This is a genomic window from Hymenobacter profundi (assembly GCF_019334315.1).
GTDB lineage: Bacteria > Bacteroidota > Bacteroidia > Cytophagales > Hymenobacteraceae > Hymenobacter > Hymenobacter profundi.
Genome location: NZ_JAHWGL010000095.1, coordinates 1 through 18,899, shown reverse-complemented (window position 1 = coordinate 18,899; position 18,899 = coordinate 1). Strand labels below are relative to the sequence as shown.

Annotated in this window: 17 protein-coding genes; 10 read left to right on the top strand and 7 right to left on the bottom strand. The window is 57.3% G+C overall.

Features of this window, described 5'->3' with window-relative positions:
* Nucleotides 1-47: 47 nt before the first annotated feature.
* Nucleotides 48-1,523 (bottom strand): hypothetical protein, encoded by a 1,476-nt coding sequence (locus tag KYK14_RS17710; protein WP_219160691.1) that lies wholly within the window; start codon nucleotides 1,521-1,523, stop codon nucleotides 48-50.
* A 174-nt stretch (nucleotides 1,524-1,697) separates the two neighbouring features.
* Here KYK14_RS17710 and KYK14_RS17705 point away from each other — a divergent pair, with 174 nt between their 5' ends.
* The 5 genes from KYK14_RS17705 (at nucleotide 1,698) to KYK14_RS17685 (ending at nucleotide 8,412) form a co-directional block, all read left to right on the top strand.
* A complete protein-coding gene (locus KYK14_RS17705; RefSeq protein WP_185282043.1) occupies nucleotides 1,698-2,135 on the top strand; it encodes a ribosome-binding factor A in 438 nt (145 codons plus the stop codon).
* Nucleotides 2,136-2,236: 101 nt separating this feature from the next.
* Entirely contained in the window at nucleotides 2,237-3,046 is an 810-nt protein-coding gene (locus tag KYK14_RS17700) for a class I SAM-dependent methyltransferase (protein WP_208307700.1), read from the top strand.
* Between the two features lie 268 nt (nucleotides 3,047-3,314).
* Nucleotides 3,315-4,544: an FtsX-like permease family protein gene (locus KYK14_RS17695; RefSeq protein WP_219160689.1), complete on the top strand. Its 1,230-nt coding sequence runs from the start codon at nucleotides 3,315-3,317 to the stop codon at nucleotides 4,542-4,544.
* A gap of 165 nt (nucleotides 4,545-4,709) precedes the next feature.
* Complete coding sequence (locus tag KYK14_RS17690; protein WP_219160687.1) at nucleotides 4,710-7,679, top strand: DEAD/DEAH box helicase; 2,970 nt, start codon at nucleotides 4,710-4,712, stop codon at nucleotides 7,677-7,679.
* A 58-nt stretch (nucleotides 7,680-7,737) separates the two neighbouring features.
* Nucleotides 7,738-8,412, top strand: a complete 675-nt coding sequence (locus tag KYK14_RS17685) for a hypothetical protein (RefSeq protein ID WP_219160685.1) — start codon at nucleotides 7,738-7,740, stop codon at nucleotides 8,410-8,412.
* Between the two features lie 12 nt (nucleotides 8,413-8,424).
* Here KYK14_RS17685 and KYK14_RS17680 read toward each other — a convergent pair whose 3' ends face one another.
* The 5 genes from KYK14_RS17680 to kaiC are packed head-to-tail and all read right to left on the bottom strand — an operon-like array spanning nucleotide 8,425 to nucleotide 13,017.
* On the bottom strand, nucleotides 8,425-8,838 hold the full coding sequence (locus KYK14_RS17680; protein WP_185282038.1) for a response regulator: 414 nt from the start codon (nucleotides 8,836-8,838) through the stop codon (nucleotides 8,425-8,427).
* Between the two features lie 45 nt (nucleotides 8,839-8,883).
* Nucleotides 8,884-10,620, bottom strand: coding sequence for a PAS domain-containing sensor histidine kinase (locus tag KYK14_RS17675; RefSeq protein ID WP_219160683.1), 1,737 nt, complete (start codon nucleotides 10,618-10,620; stop codon nucleotides 8,884-8,886).
* The gene (locus tag KYK14_RS17670) at nucleotides 10,613-10,942 is read right to left on the bottom strand and encodes a circadian clock KaiB family protein (protein WP_185282036.1); all 330 of its coding nucleotides are present in this window, start codon (nucleotides 10,940-10,942) and stop codon (nucleotides 10,613-10,615) included. The genes KYK14_RS17675 and KYK14_RS17670 overlap by 8 nt, the downstream gene beginning before the upstream one ends.
* Before the next feature lies 1 nt (nucleotide 10,943).
* Nucleotides 10,944-11,273 carry a circadian clock protein KaiB gene (kaiB, locus tag KYK14_RS17665; RefSeq protein ID WP_425514693.1) on the bottom strand — a complete coding sequence of 110 codons (330 nt, stop codon included), beginning with the start codon at nucleotides 11,271-11,273 and terminating at the stop codon, nucleotides 10,944-10,946.
* Between the two features lie 10 nt (nucleotides 11,274-11,283).
* On the bottom strand, nucleotides 11,284-13,017 hold the full coding sequence (gene kaiC, locus KYK14_RS17660) for a circadian clock protein KaiC (protein ID WP_185282034.1): 1,734 nt from the start codon (nucleotides 13,015-13,017) through the stop codon (nucleotides 11,284-11,286).
* 143 nt (nucleotides 13,018-13,160) lie between these two features.
* On the opposite strand from kaiC, the gene KYK14_RS17655 reads away from it, so the two are divergent.
* The 3 genes from KYK14_RS17655 to KYK14_RS17645 all read left to right on the top strand — a co-directional run bounded on the left by KYK14_RS17655 (nucleotide 13,161) and on the right by KYK14_RS17645 (nucleotide 15,497).
* Nucleotides 13,161-13,616, top strand: coding sequence for an SRPBCC family protein (locus KYK14_RS17655; protein WP_219160682.1), 456 nt, complete (start codon nucleotides 13,161-13,163; stop codon nucleotides 13,614-13,616).
* A gap of 99 nt (nucleotides 13,617-13,715) precedes the next feature.
* Complete coding sequence (locus KYK14_RS17650; RefSeq protein WP_219160680.1) at nucleotides 13,716-14,246, top strand: hypothetical protein; 531 nt, start codon at nucleotides 13,716-13,718, stop codon at nucleotides 14,244-14,246.
* A 60-nt stretch (nucleotides 14,247-14,306) separates the two neighbouring features.
* Nucleotides 14,307-15,497, top strand: coding sequence for a class I SAM-dependent rRNA methyltransferase (locus tag KYK14_RS17645; protein WP_219160678.1), 1,191 nt, complete (start codon nucleotides 14,307-14,309; stop codon nucleotides 15,495-15,497).
* Nucleotides 15,498-15,624: 127 nt separating this feature from the next.
* On the opposite strand, the gene KYK14_RS17640 is transcribed toward KYK14_RS17645, so the two are convergent.
* Nucleotides 15,625-16,203, bottom strand: a complete 579-nt coding sequence (locus tag KYK14_RS17640; protein ID WP_219160676.1) for a hypothetical protein — start codon at nucleotides 16,201-16,203, stop codon at nucleotides 15,625-15,627.
* Between the two features lie 162 nt (nucleotides 16,204-16,365).
* On the opposite strand from KYK14_RS17640, the gene crtD reads away from it, so the two are divergent.
* Both crtD and KYK14_RS17630 read left to right on the top strand, forming a co-directional pair.
* Nucleotides 16,366-17,871 carry a 1-hydroxycarotenoid 3,4-desaturase CrtD gene (gene crtD / locus KYK14_RS17635; RefSeq protein WP_219160671.1) on the top strand — a complete coding sequence of 502 codons (1,506 nt, stop codon included), beginning with the start codon at nucleotides 16,366-16,368 and terminating at the stop codon, nucleotides 17,869-17,871.
* 146 nt (nucleotides 17,872-18,017) lie between these two features.
* Nucleotides 18,018-18,710: a carotenoid biosynthesis protein gene (locus KYK14_RS17630; RefSeq protein WP_208307711.1), complete on the top strand. Its 693-nt coding sequence runs from the start codon at nucleotides 18,018-18,020 to the stop codon at nucleotides 18,708-18,710.
* Nucleotides 18,711-18,899: the final 189 nt, after the last annotated feature.

Here is an 18,899-nt window from a genome sequence, read left to right as displayed (position 1 = left end):
GCTCAGGATGACAGGCGCTTTTGCTATTCACTCAGCTACTCCCTCACTCAGTCGCTCTTCAACTTAAACAAATGCGGGGTGCTGGTGGGCTCGTAGCGGCCGAAAGCGGTGGGCAGCTTGTAGCGCAGTTCGGGGAGCAGGTTGCGCTCGTCAATGAGGTAGGCCGGAGGGTGGCGCATGTTGTGCGCCAGCCGGAAGGCGGCGGCGTACTCGTTGAGGTGGCCGAAATCCTGCTGCGCTAGGCGCCAGTCGAGGTAGGGCGTGACCAAGCGATTGGAGAGGTAGGGCCGCCGGTCGGTGCCCAGTACCAATAGCGTTTGGTTGCGTACGCTGGCATACGCGGGGTTGGGCTGCACGGCAAAGGATTCTTCGGCAGGAATGGGTAGTAAGTTGCCAAAGGGCAGCACACTCCGGTAGCGGATGCCTACCACAGTTCCTATCAATACCACGAGCAACAACTCCAGCAGCCACGGCCGCTGCGCCCGCTGCCACAGAAACAGCCCGAAATAGGTGAGCGGCGGCAGTGCCAGCACCAGCGTACCGGGCGCCCTACCATCACCGACAATAATAATAGCAATGGTGACAACTAGCCAGACCAGCATCAGCTGCAGGAACTTCACCTGAAATACCAGCCCCAGCGAGGTAGCAAACGTGCGTAGCAGCGCCACCACCAGTAGCACACCCGGCAAGATCAGCAGGCGCAGTTGCACCAGGCGAGGCATGCCATCGGCACCAGCCGTAAGGCCCGTCAGGGTAGGGTGCAGATGAAACTGTGAGAAGGCCGGCAGCGCATCAACATACAGCAGCACCGTGCCCACCACCACGTACGGAAAAAAGAAGCCGCACAGCAGCAGCAAAAAGCTACGAAACGAGTTGGCAGCGAAGATGATAACCGCAAACAGCGCCAGCACCAGAAACAACGCCAGTGGCAGGTAAAACAGTGCCGCTAACCCCAGTAGGAACCCTGCCTGAAACAGGCGCCGGTTGTCGTATCCCTCGCGCGAGGTGGGCAGCAGCGCACTGAGCGCGTACACCACCAACGTGTGCCCCACCAGCAGCGGCGACAAAATATCCAGGTCAGACGTGACGCTGGCTACCAGCAGGTAGGTCAGAGCGGCTACGTAGCCGCGCTCGGGGTGCACATCGGCGCGGTTTAGGATGCGGTTGAGGCGCACGGCTTGCACCACCAGCAGCGCCAGGGCCAGCGCCCGGTACAGCCACAGCGGCCGGCTTCCCAGGGCTTCGAGCAGGCCATACAAGGTGCTCGCCAGCGGGGCCGTGCTGTCATACAGGTCGCGGTAGGGCACTGCGCCATTGTGCAGCCGCTCGCCTATCAGGAAGGCGTGCAGTTCCACGGCCGACAGCGGCACGCCCAGCCACAACAAGGGTAGGCGCACGGCCAGCACCAGCAGCAGCAACACCACCAGACGCGAGGGAAGCGGACTTTTGAAAAACTGAAGCAGGATGTTGGGGTCTTGGGGTCGTGGGGACTTCGGGGTCGTGGTTGCTACGCTGGCAACCAAACAGACTCCTGGTTCGCAAAAGTAGCAGGTGCGCCAGCAGTAGCCTAACCAACCCAACGCCTAAAGTCGATGCGGCCACGTAGAACCGGGTAGGGATTCAGGATGTAAAAATAAAATTCAAGCCCCTAAGACCCCGAGACCCTAAGACCCTAATCACCTATCTTTGCCTGTTCTATGGAAAGCAAACGACAGCAAAAAGTAGCCAGCGTACTACAACAGGAACTGGCCGCCGTATTTCAGCGCGACCTGCCGCACTTGTTCCCGGGCCTAGCGCCTGGCATCAGCACGGTGCGCGTATCGCCCGATTTGGGCATTGCCCGCGTGTATCTGAGCTTGCTCTTGGTAGGCGATGGCGAAGCGATGCTGGAGTTAGTACGCGACAGCGGCAAGGAGATTCGCATGGCCCTAGCCAAGCGCATCCGCCAGCAGCTGCGCGTGGTGCCAGCTCTGAGCTTCTTCCTCGACGACAGCGCCGCCTATGCCGCTCACATGGACCAGGTATTTGGTGGCCTCACCATCCCGGCCACCGACCCCAACGCGCCCACCGACGAGGACGACTCCGCCAAGCCTACCCCTCCCCGCCCCCGCCTGTTTGCCGACGAAGATGAGTAACAAGGTGAAGTTGTGAATGGTGAATTTGTGATTTTTCAGCTATCCTTTTCCCTTCCGCCTACTCACAACTTCATAACTTCACAACTTCACCATTTATCCCCTTGCATTACGACCCGATTAAACGCTCGCTGGGCAACGTGTTTAACCGCACGCCGTGGCTGCGGCGCCTGTTCTATCACCTGCTCGACCTGCTGCTGCTGCGCACCTGGCACGTGCATCGCGAGCTGCGGCAGTGGTCCAAAGGCCGCACCCAGGACCCGCTCACCATTCTGGATGCTGGTGCCGGCTACGGACAGTATACCTACTGGCTGAGCAGCATGAGTCCCAAATGGCAAATCCTGGCCGTGGATGTGAAAGAGGAACAGGTAGCCGACTCCAACAACTTTTTCCGGCAGATTGGCCGGCCACAGGTACAGTTTGCCGTGCAGGACCTAGTGCTGTACCAGGAGCCTAACAGCTTCGATCTGGCTTTGTCGGTGGATGTGATGGAGCACATTCTGGAAGACGTGGAGGTGTTCCGTAACATTCACGCCTCGCTCAAGGATGGCGGCATGCTGCTCATCTCTACCCCCAGCGACCAGGGTGGCTCCGACGTGCACGGCGACGGCGAAACCAGCTTCATTGAAGAACACGTGCGCGACGGATATAACATCCACGAGATTCAGCAGAAGCTGCGCACGGCCGGTTTTGAGCGCATCGAGGCCCGCTACAGCTATGGGGAACCCGGTCAGGTTTCCTGGCGCCTGAGCATGAAATACCCCATTCTGATGCTGGGCAAGTCACGGCTGTTCTTCCTGCTCCTACCATTTTACTACCTCCTAGTCTTTCCCTTCTGCCTGCTGCTCAATTGGTATGATGCCCGTACCACCCACGACTCCGGCACCGGCCTGATTGTGAAAGCCTGGAAGTAGCTGTTTTGCCTAGGGTAGCGTATCTTGGGAATCGATTCTTAGGCCGAAAGATTATGGAGGAAGAAAACGATATAGTCAGCATGCCTTACCGCTTAGACTGCTTACAAATGCAGACCACACACGATATTGCATTTACAGCTTCTGAACCTACCCCAAAGAATACAATACAAGACCACGAAGAGCGCCTGCGCAGCCTCGAAGAGTTTATGCGTCGCGCCATCTAGCCTTACTTTATCCGCCTCCCGCTTCGCTCTACCCACGCCCGCACGTGAACGTTCCTTTGCTCATTGCCCGGCGCTACTTTTTCTCGAAGAAGAAGCGCAACATTATCAGCATCATCTCCAACATTTCGATGGTAGGGGTGGCCGTGGGCACAATGGCGCTTATCATTGTGCTGTCGGTATTCAACGGGCTGGAGGACCTCGTGCGCGGCCTCTACGGCAAATCGGACCCCGACCTGATGATTTCGGCGATGCAGGGCAAGTCCTTCCCGGTGGATAGCGCCTTCATCGACCGCATCACGGCCGTACCAGGCGTGGCGCTGGTCACGCAGGTGATTGAAGACAACGCCCTGCTCCAGTACCACGACCGCCAGATGGTAGTGAAGATGAAGGGTATGAGCGAAAACTATTTCGCCCAGAGCAACATCGACTCGGCTATTGTGGAAGGCGACCACCGCCTCGTGCGCGACGGCCAAGACTACGCCCTGCTGGGTGCCGGCGTGCAGCACGAACTCAGCATTGCTCTCGACAACCGCCTCTCGCCCCTGCGCCTGCTTTACCCGCGCAACACAGGCAAAAAATTGCTGTCGATGAATCCGGAAACGGCCTTCAACGAGCAAGCTATCCTAGCCGGCGGCGTGTTCCTGATCGAGCAGCGCATCGACGACAGCTACATTTTTGTACCCCTGGGGTTTGCCCGCGACCTACTGCTCTATGGCAACCGCCGCACCTCGCTGGAAGTACGCGTGGGCGACGAGCACTCCGTAGACGACGTGAAGGACGAGCTACGGCAGCTACTTGGTGCCAAATTTCAGGTGCTCGATTCGGATGAGCAACACGTAAGCCTGCTGAAAGCCATCAAGGTAGAGAAGATGTTCGTGTTCATCACCTTCGCCTTCATTCTGCTCATTGCCTCGCTCAACATCTTCTTCTCGCTGTCGATGCTGGTGATAGACAAGAAAAAGGACGTGGCTATTCTGCGGGCCATGGGTGCCACTACCCAACTTGTGCGCAATATTTTCTTGCTTGAGGGTGCCATTGTGGCTATGGTGGGCGCCATTACGGGCCTGGTGTTGGGAGTAAGCATCTGCTGGCTGCAACAAACGTTTCACCTCGTCTCGATGGGCATGGCCACGGCCGTGGTAGACTCCTACCCCGTGAAGATGCAGGCTACGGATATTGTACTGACGGGCCTCGCCATTATCGTGATTACCATTTCCGTGTCTATCCGGCCGGCTTTGAACGCGGCGCGTCTGGACGTGCGCGATAATTTGTAACCTACTATTTGCGGCTGTAGTATCTCAGATGATACCCTGTTTTGCCTACAGCAAAACGGTAAGGAAATTTTATGGTTTTATATAATTATTCTAATAATAAATTATCGGAATAACCACATTTTACCATTTGTCCTTACTTTCATCTTTGCATCCTTGCCGCCAATCATGAAAGTCTCTACGTTACAGCCCTTTCAGATCGTTTATTCACTGCTCGAACACGAATACCTAGGCTACCTGTTTGAGTCGTACGTAGTGCAGCGCAACGCGCGCGGCCAGCTTACGCTGCAACACCAAACCGTATCGGCCAAGAACGCCCCAGAGTTTGCGGATGGCCTCGACGAAACTGATTTTGAGCTGGTAGGCCTGACCGACCAGATTCAGCAGGATGTAGTGATTAAGGAGTTTTGGCCCAAGAAAAAAACCACTGCGGCCGACTTCTTCCTGAAGATATTTGACGGGGAAAAAGGCGACAAGAACCTGCAAAACGCCATTTGCAATTACGTACAGGAGCGCATGGCCCAAATTCTGGAGCGGCTAGCGGGCAAACAGGTGTTCATTATGGGCAAGGATGGCGAGCCTACCTGGCACGAGATTGAGGTAGCCCCCGAACCGGCCAACGTGCTCTTCCACTTCCGCCGCAACGAGGACAACACCCACTACTTCCCTACCATTCAGTACCAGGGCCAAAAGCTCGATTTCCAGTATAAAAATGCCGTGATTGTGTGCGCGCAGCCGGCCTGGCTGCTGCTCAACGACCGGCTCTACCACTTTCGCAACGAGGTAGACGGCAAGAAGCTGCAACCCTTTCTGAATAAGAAGTTTATCGTGGTGCCGCGGCAGGTAGAAGACAGCTACTACCAACGCTTTGTGGCGCCGCTAGTAGAGTCCTTTGATGTACACGCACGCGGTTTTGATATCAAATCGGAACGCTACCTAGCGCGGCCCCGCCTTACGTTTTCGGACGTGGCTACTGCCGTGGTAGTGGAACAGGAAGCGCCTACCCGTGGCCCTGGCCGGCGGCCGGCGGCGGTGGCCGAAACGGCGCCGGCTGTGGCCGCGCCCACCAGCCACATTCACTTCGACCTTTCTTTTCAGTACGGCGGCCATACAGTGCCCCGCGGCCACGACAAAAAAGTGTGCGTACGGCTGGAAAAAACGGACGACAGCTACGTGTTTCACCGCCTGATTCGCAATTTGGAGCGGGAGCAGGAGCTCATTCGAGCGTTACAGGACCGCGCTCTGGAGATGCGCGACGGCCACGCTGTGCTGGACAAGGCAACAGCCTTCCGCTGGCTACACCTGCACGCCGACGACCTCGCCCGCCTGGGCTTCACAGTGCAGCAGGGCGACACGTCGAGCAAGGACTATTTCATTGGGGAGGTAACGGTCCAGGTAGGCATCACCGAAACCAACGATTGGTTTGATGTGCACGGCACGGTGCATTTTGGCGAGTTTGAGGTGCCGTTTATCAAGCTGCGGCCCTATATTCTGAATAAGCGCCACGAGTATCGCCTTCCCAACGGGCAGATTGCCATTATTCCGGAGGAATGGTTTACGCAGTACTTAGAGCTGTTTGCCTTTGCTGAGGAGCATGAGCAGGGCCTTTCGCTGCGCAAGCACCACTTGGCTCTGGTAACCGACTTGCAGAGCGGCAACCTAGCCGAGGTGACCATGACCCGCAAGCTGGAAAAACTGCGCGAGTTTGAAGCCGTAGAAGACAAGCCCATGCCCGAGGGCTTCCGGGGCACATTGCGCCCCTACCAAAAAGCCGGTTACAACTGGCTGCACTTCGTGCAAGACTACCACTTTGGTGGCTGCCTCGCCGACGATATGGGCTTGGGCAAGAGCGTGCAAACGCTGGCTTTGCTGCTTCAGCGTAAGGAAAGCGGGGCTGCCAGTGGCGCGGCAACGCTGCTCGTAATGCCTACCTCCCTGATTTACAACTGGCTCAGCGAAGCGCAAAAATTCACGCCGGCTCTGCGCGTGCTCACTTATACGGGCACCTACCGCGACAAAAACGTGGAGCAGTTTCAGGGCTATGACCTTGTGCTGACCAGCTACGGCATTGTGCGCCTGGATATCGAACTGCTGAAAACTTACAGGTTCGATTACGTGATTCTGGACGAATCGCAGGCCATCAAGAACCCAAGCTCCACTACCTCGCAGGCTGTGCGCGGGCTGCACTCGCGCCACCGCCTTATTCTGACGGGTACGCCGGTTGAAAACAGCACCATGGATTTGTGGTCGCAGATGTCGTTTATCAATCCGGGGCTGCTGGGCACACAGCACTTTTTCCGCAAGGAATTCCTCAAGCCCATTGAAAAAGGCAAGGATGAAAGCAAGATGCGCCGTTTGCATACGCTCATCAAACCATTTATCCTGCGGCGCCACAAAGCTCAGGTAGCCACCGAGTTGCCCGATAAGATCGAAAACCTGAGCTACTGCCCCATGACCGAGGAGCAGCAGCAATGCTACGAGGAAACCAAGAGCTACTATCGTAACAAGATTCTGCAAAATATTGAGGAGCACGGCACAGCCAGCACCCAGTTTATGCTGTTGCAGGGCCTCACCAAGCTCCGCCAGATTGCCAACCACCCGCGCATGGCCCACGAGGACTACGAGCACGAGTCGGGCAAGCTGCGCGAGGTGGTGCGCATGCTGCGCAACGTGGTAGCCGAGGGACACAAGGTATTGGTGTTCAGTCAGTTTGTAAAACACCTGGATATTATACGCCACGCGTTAGACGAGAAAAGCCTACGCTACGCCTACCTAGACGGCAACACCCGCGAACGGCACAAGGAGGTAGCGCGCTTCCAGGAAGATGAGAAGCTGCGCATTTTCCTGATTTCGCTGAAAGCGGGCGGCGTGGGCCTCAACCTCACCGCCGCCGACTATGTGTTCATCCTCGACCCGTGGTGGAATCCTGCCGTGGAAGCCCAGGCCGTAGACCGCGCCCACCGCATTGGGCAGGAGCGCACGGTATTCACCTATAAGTTCATCACCAAGAACACGGTAGAGGAAAAAATCCTGGCCCTGCAAAACAAGAAAATCCAGCTCGTCACGGATCTGATTACGACCGATGAAGCCATCATCAAGTCGCTGACTAAGGAGGATATTGAGGAGTTGCTGGGGTAGGAATAAACTATCTTCCTACCCTTCTTATTAGTTAATCAATTTATTTTTAAAGCTTTATATGCGCAAGCCCTCTACTACTAACACATTCTTTTCAACCGCAACTCTAGCGCTGTTAAGCTGGGGGCAGGCTGCTCAAGCTCAGGAAGCGCCAACGACGCGTCGTTTCGCGGTGCAGGTACACTATGGGGCGGCAGGCAACTTCTTTGCGTCGTCCTTTAAGGATACTCCCTATGAGCTGCAACACGTTAATTTTCTGGGCACTGCGGGCGGCGCCGAAGTTTCGTACCGGGTAGGTAGGGCTGGAGCCGTGGCGCTAGCCTACACACGTAGCGTGAATATGGACGAAAAGCACATTGCCTATCTTACTAATTGGGGTGCTACCCGCTATGTCGATTTCCGCCTGCGCTACGTCAATAACGCTTTCCAAGCCATCTACGAGCGCGCCCTAACGCCCGATTTCAAAGTGCACGCCGGACTATTGTATATAACTACTGCCTCACAAACTCTCTACCCAGGCCCTCCCAATTCCTACGGCGCCCCCTACACCACTATCGACGAGATTAACATGGGCAACAGCTACCCCGAAGAAGGTGGCGTCGTAGCCGGATTAGAATACTCTCGCCCCATTGATACCCGCCTGCGCTTGGGGATAAAAGCGCGGGGTTACTACTTAACATCAGGCAGAACCTTCGAAATGCTGACGCTCACCCCTACCCTATCCTACTCACTATAAGACGTATATACATTATAGATGCCGGTTGAAGTACGTTTCCAGGATACCTTCTACTTTTTCTTTGGTCAGCGGCTTACTGAGAAAACCATCGACCTGTAGCTTTTGCACGCGCTCCATATCCTGCGGGTGCAACGATGTAGTAAGCATCACAATGATAATGGCGTGCTTGCGGGGTAGGGTCAACTGCGCGTAGGCTTCCAGGAACTCGAAGCCGTTCATGACGGGCATTTTTACGTCCAACAGAATAAGGGCGGGGCACGAGGGCGAGGCATCGCGGCAATGTTCCTCTACCAACGCCAGCGCTTCCTGACCGTTGAGAGCAACTAGTAGCTTATCCGTGACTTGAAGACGACTAAGTAATAGCTTATTGAGGTAATTGTTTGTCTGGTCATCATCTACCAGAAGGGCGCAGGTCAGCTTTTCCATGTGTATGCGTATAGGATATATCTTGCTTATACAGAAGCAACTGCGTTATATATACTGCCGTCGAAAATAGGCCGAGAACAGGGAGCCAACGCCCACCTCACTCTGAACTTCGATGCGTCCGCCGGCATTTTCCATGATTTTCTTTACCATATAGAGTCCAATGCCACTACCCTCTACATGGGTATGAAACCGCTCGAACATGGCAAATAGCTTGTGCTGATGGGTAGCCAGATTCAGGCCCAACCCATTGTCTTGTACCGAGAGGATAAGAAAATCGTCGGTCGTTTGACACCAGATACGCACGTGCGGTACCCGATCAGGCGCCCGGTACTTGAGGGCATTGCTGAGCAGATTGTAGACAACACTGCGCAGGTTTTTTTCGGAGAATAACACCGCCGGACAATCTGTAATCTCCACTTCCAGCTGTACCCCCAATTCCTGAATCAGCGGTGCCAGGTCCAGGCACACGTCCTGGATGGTGGCGCTCAACGGCAGCCAGGCCGTGGGTGCAGCGTATTCTTTTTGCAACTTGGTGACTTCCGTGAGGTGGTCGAGCGTGCGCTTAAAGCGGTCTACCGAATCTTGCATCATCGTCAGCAGCGCTGCTACCGGCTGCGCCGATGGGCTACTGTCGTCGGCACTGGGCAGTTCCTCCAGGAGCGCATGCAGCAGGCCCTCTATGTTGCTGATGGGTGCTTTTAGATCGTGTGAGGCCGTGTAAATAAAGTTGTCCAGGTCGATGTTGGCGCGTTGCAGCTGGGCATTATTCTCTTGCAATTGCTTCTGCGCCTGATCGATACGCACCTGTGTCATTTTCTGCTCGTGAATATCCGTGCAGGTTCCAATCCACTGCATTAGCTCCCCGCGCTCGTTGTAAGAGGGTAGGGCACGGTTGAGCATCCATCGGTACGTCCCCGTATGGTCAAGCAAGCGAAATTCGGCTTCAAATACGTGCCCGGTTTCCAGACTTTGCTGCCAGCGGGCAGCAGCGGCGTCCCTGTCGGCCGGATGCTGGTAGTCGCGCCACCACGCCTGCTCCAGCTGGTCAGCGGTACGGCCGGTGTAGTCAAACCAGCGACGATTGAAGTACGTGGATACGCCCTCTGAATTGGCAGTCCAGGCAATTTGCGGAATGCCTTCCAGCAGGCGGCTCACTTCGGCGGCGGCCTGCTCGACGCGCTGCTGGGCAGCTTCCTGAATCTTCAGGGCCTGCTGCTGCCGACTGATTTCAATATTCTGCTCCGCTACTAGCGCCCGAATGGCTTTTATCTCGTGGTGAGCGGATAAATCGGTCAGAATACAAGCCAGCACCAACCCGCCGTTGAATTGCAGCACATTGGCCGACAACGACAACGGCAACAACTGCCCCGCCAACGTACGGAGTGGCAGTTCCCCTTTGCTTTTCCCGATGCTCCACCCTTTCGCCCATATGGCCTGCCATGAGGGCTGAAAATCCGCTGGCACGAAAGCGGCGAAGTTAGTACCAATGATATCCTCCAGTCCCTGTTGCAGCAGTTCTGCCAGCGCCGCGTTGCCGTACAGAATCATGCCTTCCTGACTTAGCAGCATGGCACCTTCGTTCATCTGCTCAATCAGGGTGCGGTAGCCCTGGTCGGCGCCTTCCAGCGTGAAGATGCGCGGCCCATCGGCGCCCTGAATGGCCAAGGCATCGACGGCACCCGTACGCACGGCCGAAATCAGGTCTTCTGCTTCCTGCAAACGCAAGAGTAGTTCTTCCTTTTCGCGCAGTAGTGCCGCTACGGTCATCTCAGGTTCAGCCATTCCCGTCGTCAGTAGTAGGTGGGTCGGGTAGGCCCAGCGTGGCTAGCACCGTGGCCCGTTCCGATAAGTCGCCAATTAGCCGGCGCACCGGCAGAGGACGTTTGCGCACCAAGGTAGGGGCCGCAATAATCTGTTCTTCCTTCGCCAGCAACGGTTGCTGATAGATGTCAATAATCTGTAGTTCGTAGCGGCCCGCCAAATATTGCTCGCAGATGTCTTTCAGGTTGCGCACAGCGCGGGTAGAGTTGGGCGTAGCTCCCGTGATAAATAGTTGAAAAACGTAGTCGGCCTCGGCAAGCGTCGGCGGTTGCTCCGTTGCCATTCTATTGCTCGGGGCTCTCCAGCGGCCGGATATCCAGCCCTACTAGCACCCGCTCCTGGTTCGACAAGTCGCCAATGATGCGACGAATGGGCGAGGGTACTTTGCGCACCAGGGTAGGGATGGCCAGAATCTGGTCGCCTTCCGCCAACTGCGGATTTTTTAGTAAGTCAATCACTTCCAGCTGATAACGACCTTTCAGGTACCGCTCGCAGTATTTCTGTAGATTATTCAGGGCAGTTACCGATTTGGCAGTTTGTCCGGCTACGTAAAGGCGCAGCTCCCAGGTTTCCTTTTCCATGCTGGGGGTAGTGGTAACAAGTGCATTTTCCACGGGTACCTGCTTATGGCTGATCGTCGGGCGGGGTAGCAATTCGCCCGATAGAGAGATTGGCAATGTGCTGTCGGCCCTTGTGCAAGGCTTCGCGGCGCGTAGCTTCTTCGTCGTTGATCTGGCGCAGCTCCTCCTCTACCGACTCAAACTCGGTGCGCAGATTGGCAATCGTAGCTTCCAATACGCGGCGTTTGCGTTCTAGTTCGCGGTCTTTGCGGATCAGCTCTTGCTGCCTAACCACGGCTTGTGCCTGCTCCTGCAATTCCTGAGTGAGGCGCCCGGCGCCGGTTACGATGCCGCCTGGCCCAATAATCACGTCGAGCAGCTGAATGCCATTGTCGGTTACCAGAAATTCGCGTACCTGGTTGGAGTGTCCCATCCCGCGCGATTTAAGAATGCTCAGCCCCCGGTTTCGCTCGCCCACGCCTTCTAAGTCACGTACATTGATCCACGTATCTACCAACGACGATACGCCTTCTTCCGTCATTTCGCTCTGCCCGTTGCGGGGGCTGGTGAGGGCCGTAAACAGCGCCGTAATGCCATTCACCTTCAGATAGTCGATCAGGCGCGTGAGCATACTGCGCACCTCTGACAGACTACCCACCGATATCAGATTAGTGATGGGGTCGATGACCACCGTTTGCGGCTTGTGCTTGCCGATAAGCTTGTGCACCGTAACCAAGTGCCGCTCCAACCCATTGAGGGTAGGCCGCGAGGCTTCGATGTACAGTAGACCCTGATCCAGAAACGGTTGCAAATCCAACCCAACAGACCGCATGTTGCGCACCAGCTGCTTCGGCGACTCCTCGAAAACAAACATCAGGCATTTTTCGCCACGACGACAAGCGGCGGCGGCGAAAGCAGCCGATAGCGTAGTTTTGGCCGTGCCGGCCGTACCCGTTATCAGCACGCTGCTACCACGGTAGAAACCGCCCCGCCCAAACATCTCGTCCAGCGCCACTACCCCCGACGACACGATGTCGTTGGACACTTCGTGCTGCAAGTTCAGGGAAGTTATGGGCAGCACCGAGAAGCCTTCCTCGGTGATGAGGTAGGGATATTCATTGGTGCCGTGGGTGCTGCCGCGGTATTTCACAATGCGCAGGCGACGGGTGGTAATCTGGTCGATGACGCGGTTATCGAGCAAAATCACGCAATCCGATACGTATTCTTCCAGGCCCTGGCGCGTGAGCGTGCCCTCGCCCCGCTCGGCAGTGATGATGGTGGTCACGCCTTTGTCCTTCAGCCAGCGAAACAGCCGCCGAATCTCGGAGCGCAATACGGCCTCGTTGGGAAAGCCCGAAAAAAGCGCCTCCACTGTGTCCAGCACCACGCGCTTGGCCCCAATGGAGTCGATGGCGTAGCCTAAGCGAATGAATAAACCTTCGAGGTCGTACTCGCCGGTTTCCTCAATCTCGGAGCGGTCTACGTGCACGTGGTCGAGACGTAGCAGTTTGTCGGCCTGCATTTGGGGCAGGTCGAAGCCCAACGATGCCACGTTGGCCGACAGCTCGGCGGCGGTTTCCTCGAAGGTCATGAGCACGCCCGGCTCATTGTAGTCGAGAATGCCGCGCACCAGAAACTCGATGGCCATCAGGGTTTTGCCGCAGCCGGCGCTGCCGCACACCAGGGTAGGGCGCCCCTTGGGCAAGCCACCTTCCGTAATCTCATCTAAGCCATCAATGCCGGTCAGCGACTTGGGCAGGGTAGGCAAGGTTGATAAAGAAGCAGTATCCTCTAGCATAGAGTTGATTTTCGAACGAAGAATTCTACCACAAGATACGTGTGTTCTCGGAGAACGGCCCGGCTTGCGTCGCAACTCTTGTTCAGCAGCACAAGTTGTTTTCTGCCCTTCAACCAAACCGGTGCTACGTCCGTTTGGCAGATATGCATCTCCTACTTCGCACCCGGGTAGCCCAACCACCGGCCCGCGTACTGGCTGGCTTCGACCGGGCCTTGTTCGTATCCCTGGCGCCCCCTTTTCCTACCCTGCACCTGCTCCGTTTCGACGGCAGCCGCCCCGGCGACCGAGTGGAAATTGAGTTGGCCGTGGGGCCCAAGCGCTGGCGCTGGACCAGTCTCATCACTGAGGCCGGCCAGTTGCCCGATGGCAGCCAGTATTTTATAGATGAAGGCCAGGAGTTGCCTGCGCCATTGCGCTACTGGCGCCACCGCCACCTTGTAGAGCCTAATCCTCGCGGCTTGGGCAGCGTGATTGTGGAGGACATCACCTACCGCACCGGCTCGCGGATACTGGATGTGCTGCTCTATCCCGCTATGTGGGCGCAGTTTGCCTACCGCCGGCCGGTGTACCGGCGCGTGTTTGGTCGGCCGCAAGGGTAGGGCTTTATTGCTCCGCACGCGGCGGCAACGCGCCATCTTGCCCGCGCCGCCGTATACGCCTGAACCGTACGTTTCTTCGCCTGTCAACTGCTTATCCTAATGTCGATTGCTACCCTCCGCCGCCTGCGGCTGCTTTCTTCTTTGCTTGTCGGTTTCGTGCTGCTCACCCTGGCAGTGGGCTGCCAGAGCGCCCGGCCTACCCCCACAGCCTACCAGGTGCGGCTGACCGAGCCAGCGGTAGCTTTGGCCCCTACCCCCCCCACGCTTACCCCAACGGCCGAAACGCCCTCAGCCACAGCGGAGCCACTAACCACTGATACGCCGCCCAGGCCTCGTGCTAAGGTACGCGTACCACACTCAACAACACGGGCCACCGTCCCGATGGCTGCTACTAAACGCCTACCCCAACGCCTAATGCGCGCAGTGCGGCACACTGCCCACCGCCCGACAGGCGTGCGCCCCAACACCGCCGAAGTGGGCCTGGGCACCACCGTACTGGGCGTGTTGGGGTTGATTGTGGCCCCTATCGCGCTGATTGGTCTGTTGATCTGGGGCGGTTTGGTGTGGGCCATTCTCCTAGGCCTTGCTGCCCTGGCCGTGCTGATAGCCTATATCGACCCATATTGGTAGGCGTGCAGCAGGAGCAGTCGGAACAGGTTATCTTTGTGGTCCACTTGCTTGTTTCAGCCCATGACTTCTGCTACCATCACGCTCAAACCCGGAAAAGACCAATCCTTGCGCCGCCGCCACCCATGGGTGTTTTCGGGGGCCATTGCCCGCTTGCAGGGTGAGGTAGTGGAGGGTGAAGCCGTGACGGTGCTGGCCCACGGCGGCGAGGTGCTGGGGGTAGGCCACTACGCCCCCGGCTCCATCGCCGTGCGGATGCTGGATTTTGGACCGGATGCACAACTACCGGAGGCCGCTTTCTGGGAAGAAAAGCTGCGCAATGCCTACCAACTGCGGCAAGGCCTGGGCCTGACCGGGCAAGGCAATACCAACGTCTACCGCCTGGCCCACGCCGAGGGCGACGGCCTACCCGGCCTGATTATCGACGTGTACGGCGACGTGGCCGTGGTGCAGGCGCACAGCGCCGGCATGTACCGCGCCCGCCCGCACATTGCGGCAGCCTTGCAGGCGGTGGTACCCGGCCTGCGAGCCGTGTATGATAAAAGCGCCGAAACCGTACCCGCCAAAGCTGCGCCTGGCGCACAGAATGGCTACCTGTTCGGCGAAAGCAGTGGGCAGGAGCACATCGTGCACGAAAACGGCCACCGCTTTGTAGTGGATTGGGAAACAGGCCAGAAAACTGGCTTCTTCATCGACCAGCGCGACAACCGCAGCCTGCTGGCCCGTTACGCCCCCAGTCGCCGCGTGCTGAATACGTTTTGCTACACCGGCGGCTTCTCAGTGTATGCCCTGGAAGCTGGCGCCGAGCTGGTGCACTCCGTCGATTCCAGCAAGAAAGCCATTGAGCTAACCGACCGCAACGCCGCCCTTACTGACCACGCCGACCGTCACGAGGCCTACGCTCAAGACGTGTTCAGCTTCCTAAAAGACCGTCATAATCAATACGACCTCATTGTGCTGGACCCGCCGGCCTTCGCCAAGCACCTCTCGGCCCGCCACAACGCTCTGATGGGCTACAAGCGCCTGAATGTGGCCGGTATCAAGCAGATAGCGCCGGGCGGGTTGTTGTTCACCTTCAGTTGCTCGCAGGTGGTGAGCATGGAGCTGTTTGAAGGCGCCATCATGGCCGCGGCCATCGAAGCCGGGCGGCCGGCGCGCATCCTGCACCGCCTCACCCAGCCCGCCGACCATCCCGTGAGCCTGTTTCACCCAGAAGGCGAATATCTGAAAGGGCTAGTGCTGGCCGTGGAATAGAACGGAATAGATGGCTGCCGGCTTCTTTGTGCGCGCAATTTTAATTTTTAATTGCGCGCACAAATGTTTGCAGGTAGACAAGTGAAGCTAGTTTCACTACCCAGCGCCTACTAGCCTCCTATGCTGGCTACCGCCTGGCAAACGGGAAGTAGCGCAATCCTTCTTCCATCAGTCGCTCTGTGATGCCGCCTACCGTTGAGTAGCTCATATACGTAGTGCCTCGGTTGTTGTATTTCCAGAGCAATTGCCCGCGCTGGTCGTAGAGCGCTAGGTCGAGCATCACTTCATCGTGTGAAGACACGGCAGGCGCAGTGTTGGTAGTGGTAGTAGCCGCAGGACTCTGTACTAAAACGGTAGAAGCTGCCACTGCTTGTAGCCGTTGCGTGCGGTATAGCCGGGCCACCAAGATCGACTCAACCCCAAATTGCTGGGCCAACGCGCCGAATGGCAACAGCGAATCGGCGGGTAGCTGACAGCGCTCTACGTTACGAACAGTCAACTGCTTATTGCGTCCGTGCTGCAATAAGGTAGCGAAGAGCATCTCCTGCAACATCGATTCCTCGCCGGGTGTGGAGTTGGATGCGTAGTTTCGATTGCCCGGAAGATCGTCTACTACCGAAACCAGTTCTAAAGGTACAATGGCAACCGAACGCGGCCGTTGTTGGGTTTGGTGTGCTGCCGGGCTGGTATACAGGCGCGCCGGCATACTGCACCCAGCTAAGAACAGAAAACCCAAATACAATGTTACACGGTGCCACGGCTGCCTTAAGAAAGTAAACATAACGAGGGTATAAGAGTAGAAAAATGATGTTATATATTCAAAATCTACTATCATGCCATATTACTGGTAGCATCGATTTTTAACACTTTGCACACTACCTCACACAACAAAACGTCAAAGGCTCCGGCCCTCATCATCGGTGCCGGCATTGCGGGTATTGCCACAGCCGTGCGGCTGGCGGCAGCCGGGCATCCCGTCACGGTGCTGGAAGCCCAGGAGTCGTTCGGGGGGAAAATGCACCAACTGACGCTGCCCGGTGGCTACCGCTTCGACGGCGGACCGTCGTTGTTCACCCTACCCCATTTGGTGGATGAGCTGTTCCAGTTGGCTGGGCGCACCGCGGCAGACTACTTCCGCTACGAGCGTCTCGACCCCATCACGCACTACTTCTTTGCCGATGGTGCCCGCGTAACCGCCTGGGCCGACGAGGCCAAATTTGCGCAGGAAGTAGAAAATAAGCTCGGTACACCCGCCGCCGAGGTGCAGCAGTTTCTGGCACAAAGCGGCAAGTCCTACCGTGCTACGGAGGGCACCTTTCTGCACAAGTCGCTGCACAAGGCCAGCACCTACCTTAGCCCGGAAGTGCTGAAAGCCGTGGCGGCCCTACCCCAACTGGGCCTGCTCAGCACCATGCACCAGCGCCACACCCGCGCTTTCCCCAAGGACCCGCGCCTAGTGCAGCTCTTCGACCGATTTGCTACCTACAACGGCTCTGACCCCTACCAGGCCCCAGCCACGCTCTCCCTGATTCCGCACCTGGAGCACGGCATTGGTGCCTACTACCCCGAGGGCGGCATCTACGCTATTGCACAGAGCCTGGTACGGTTGGCCGAGGAGTTGGGCGTACAGTTTCGGTACAACGAGCCAGTAGAGGAAATTCTAGTGGAAAATGGGCGCGTGATTGGTGTACGCACCGCGCAGGCTCAGTACCGCGCAGCGCTGGTAGTCAGCAACATGGATGTAGTGCCTACCTACCGCAAGCTGTTGCCTACGCAGCCCGCGCCGGAGCGCACGCTTGGGCAGCCCCGTTCTTCCTCGGCCCTGATTTTCTATTGGGGGGTAGGCACGGAGTTTCCCGAGTTGGGCGTGCATAACATCTTTTTCTCCCGAGATTACAAGCAGGAGTTCGATGCCATTTTTCAGCAGAAAACCATCAGCCCCGACTCGACCGTTTACGTCAACATCACCTCCAAAAAAACACCCGAAGACGCGCCCACCGGCCACGAGAACTGGTTTGTGATGGTGAACGTGCCCCACGACCAGGGCCAGGACTGGCCCGCGCTGGTAGACCAAACCCGTGCCGCCGTACTCGCCAAAGTGAGCCGTGTGCTGGGCCGCGACGTAGCGCCGCTGCTGCGCGCCGAGCACGTGTGGGACCCGCCGGGCATTGCCCAGCGCACGTCGTCGTTTGGGGGGGCGCTCTATGGTAGCTCCAGCAACAACATGCTGGCGGCGTTTTTGCGGCACCCCAACTTTGCGCGGCAGTTGCCGGGGCTGTATTTCTGCGGTGGCTCGGTGCATCCGGGGGGCGGGATTCCGTTGTGTCTGCTCTCGGCGCGCATCGTGGCCGATCTGGTCGCTCAGGCCGGCTAATCTCCGCCGACGCGTAATTTTTTACGGGGCGGGGGCTGGGCAAGCCGCCGCTACGCTCTATCTTCGGCGGCTCAACCTTTGCTGACTGCCGGCCGTTTGCTTCTGATATTGCCGTTGCGCTACCCGCCGCAGCTCTTCCCCTCGTCATGCCTCATACCGATCCTACCTACTCGCCGCCCGCAGCACCGGTCGTAGACCCGGCCGCCCGGCGCCGTCGTTTGCGGCTCGCGCAAGGCGTGCTGCTGCTGTTTTATGTTACGGGCTTTCTGGGTCTGGCTTTCTCGCAAGACCCCTCGTTTTTTCTGCAATTCGTTCCGCTGAATCTGTTGCTGACAGCGGCCTTGTTATTTGCTTTTCAACCCAACAAGAGCGGAGTTTTCATTGCCTTTTCCATTACCACAGCGGTAGTCGGCTTTTTGGTGGAGGTGCTGGGCGTACGCACCGGCCTGCTGTTTGGCGAGTACACCTACGGGGCTACCCTGGGCTGGAAAGTGCTGGAAACGCCCCTCATCATCGGCGTCAATTGGTGGATACTCACCTATGTAACCACAGTGCTAAGCCGCTACGTGCCGGCCCCGGAGTTTGTGCGGGCGCTGCTGGCTGCCCTGCTGATGGTAGGCTTGGACGTGTGCATCGAGCCGGTAGCCGTGCGATTCGACTTTTGGGAATGGCGCTACCACATCATCCCGTTCCAAAACTTCAAGGGCTGGTTCGCCATTGCGCTCATCCTGCAAGTGTATGCCAACCGCACCAACTTCACGAAGCGCAACGAGCTAGCGCCGTTCGTGTATTTGCTGATGCTGCTATTCTTCTTCGGGCTAGGCTTCTTTTTGAAGTAGTGAAGTTGAGAGTTTGTGAAGTTGCGAAGTAAAAAGTACGGCTGTCATCCTGAGCTTGCGAAGGACCTTATCACATGTGAACGAGTCGTTGTTACGATGGTCGTTCAACTGGCATAAGGTCCTTCGCAAGCTCAGGATGACAGCCGTACTTTTTACTTCGCAACTTCACAAACTCTCAACTTCACTACT